This window comes from Flavobacterium segetis (assembly GCF_900129575.1).
GTDB classification, from domain to species: Bacteria; Bacteroidota; Bacteroidia; order Flavobacteriales; family Flavobacteriaceae; genus Flavobacterium; species Flavobacterium segetis.
Genome location: NZ_FQWE01000022.1, coordinates 1 through 2038 on the forward strand (window position 1 = coordinate 1; position 2038 = coordinate 2038).

The following is a 2038-nucleotide window of genomic DNA, read 5'->3' on the forward strand; positions in this document are numbered from 1 at the left end:
CGCCAATCAAATCTTAACCACCAAAAGCAATTGGTATTCCAAGAAAAACGGAAAGTCGGTTACCCAAATGAAGCACTACAAAACAAGCGATTGCCAGAGTTGCGAACTCTTTAAAAAGTGTACCAAAAACGCGCGAGGCCGCCTCATTGAACCCTCTGAGCATGCCGATTTAATCTACGCCAATAAGGTTCGAATCGAAAATAATTACGAAATCTACCGCCGTCGCCAAGCTATTGTCGAACATCCCTACGGTGTAATCAAACACCGCTGGGACTTCTATTACATCATGACCAAAAAAACCATCAAACACGCTAGTGCGGATGTCGAATTGATTTTCACCGATTACAATCTCAAGCGAATATTTAATCTCGTTGACCTAAATAGGTTGAAAATGTACTTAAAACGTACGGCTTTGTTTTATTGGGTCAATAAAACTGATTTTAAAGCTCTTTACGACTTTGTAAATTTTGAAATAAATGTAGACGTAATTTTTAAAAGACGGAATTATTGTTCTTTAAATGGATTATATTTACTTTAAAATTAAGTTGGAATAAGAACATGGAAGGGTTTTTAGAGGAATTGAAGTTGGGCGATATGCGAAAAAAAAAAATCGAACTAAATAATTTCATATCTAAAAAAGATATACCTTTATGGTATCAAATTAAAACATATGAAAACAGTATCACTTAAAATAGATGATTCAATATTCGGAGAAACTGAAAAAATTCTTTCAAGAATTAGTATTCCTAGAAATAGATACATAAACGAGGCAATTGAATATTATAATAAGGTACAGAAAAGACAAATTTTAGAACAAAGACTTAAAGCCGAATCCGCATTAGTCAAAAAAGATTCAATGAACATTTTAAAACAATTTGAAAAAATTGACTATGCAGATTAATCAATACGAAATTTGGATCGCTGACTTGAATCCACAAATAGGAACTGAGGCAGGTAAATCTAGACCTGTTCTAATTGTTCAAACAAACTTTCTGAATAATATATCGCATCCCTCAACAATCGTTTGTCCAATAACTACAAACGTTCAAGATGATTCTGATATTTTAAGAGTTCATATTAAAAAGGGAATGGCAAATTTAAATGAAGATTGCGACATAATGATTGATCAAATTCGAGCAATCGACAACAAAAGATTATTTAAAAAAGTTGGGAGATTGCCAACCGATTTAATTGAAAAAATAAAAGAAAATATTATAATTATAATGGACCTAGAATAAGCACGATCGCACAACAGCCGTTTAGCAAGATTACGAATTTTGTGGTTAATTAATATTTTTCTATCGCAAGATATTCTATCTTATCCGAAACAACTCGGTTCCGAAGTTCGCCACTTCTGCAAGCTACGGCACATCAAAATGTCTAAAAACCTCCCCTCTTTTTATTCAATTATCTTAAAAAAAAACCACTCTGAAACTTGTATAAATCCTTACTTTTTACTACTGATTAACAAGTAGTTATGTTATTTTAATAAGTAGTTTATGAGTAAATTTATCATCGGATGCGATAGAAGTCAAATTCCCCTTTTTGCTTCTTCCATGGATCAAGCCATCGCACAAGACAATCAAGTGCGACTTATTGACCTTTTTGTGGATAGTTTAAAATTAGCTGATTTTGGTTTTGATTTTTCCTTTGTGGAAAACGGTCGTCCTGCCTATCATCCCGCGGATTTACTCAAACTTTTTATTTATGGATATCTCAATCGGATGCGTTCTTCTAGAGTTTTAGAAAAAGAATGTGATTGAAATATGGAGCTTATTTGGCTGATGAAAAGCTTGGTTCCAGATCACAATACCGTTGCTAATTTCAGAAAAGAAAATCCCAAATATACTGCTCGTGTTTTTCGCGCAACAGTAAATCTCGCTTCGCATTTTGAACTCAGTGGAGGAAGCCTTGTTGCTGGAGATAGCACTATACTTCGGGCTCAAAACTCCAAGAAAATTAATTTTAATCCCGCCAAAATTCAATGTACATCGCTTATATTGACAACAAACTTGCCGAATATAACAAGGTTCTTGCT

At 33.7% G+C, this 2038-nt stretch carries 3 protein-coding genes and 1 pseudogene; all 4 read left to right on the forward strand.

Annotated features, from left to right (window positions below; all coding sequences use genetic code 11):
- The coding region (locus BUA99_RS14670; RefSeq protein WP_200778678.1) for a transposase at positions 1 to 538 on the forward strand (538 nt) is incomplete at its 5' end.
- Positions 539 to 670: 132 nt separating this feature from the next.
- The gene (locus tag BUA99_RS14680; protein WP_072994034.1) at positions 671 to 901 is read left to right on the forward strand and encodes a hypothetical protein; all 231 of its coding nucleotides are present in this window, start codon (positions 671 to 673) and stop codon (positions 899 to 901) included.
- Positions 891 to 1238: a type II toxin-antitoxin system PemK/MazF family toxin gene (locus BUA99_RS14685; protein WP_072994036.1), complete on the forward strand. Its 348-nt coding sequence runs from the start codon at positions 891 to 893 to the stop codon at positions 1236 to 1238. The genes BUA99_RS14680 and BUA99_RS14685 overlap by 11 nt, the downstream gene beginning before the upstream one ends.
- Positions 1239 to 1499: 261 nt before the next feature.
- Positions 1500 to 2038 (forward strand): annotated as a pseudogene (locus tag BUA99_RS15635) (transposase); the annotation flags it as partial.

What these genes read in the sequence shown, in the direction of transcription:
- BUA99_RS14685 (WP_072994036.1), top strand. Translation starts at nt 891, where the DNA reads ATGCAGATTAATCAATACGAAATTTGGATCGCTGACTTGAATCCACAA.
- BUA99_RS14680 (WP_072994034.1), top strand. Translation starts at nt 671, where the DNA reads ATGAAAACAGTATCACTTAAAATAGATGATTCAATATTCGGAGAAACT.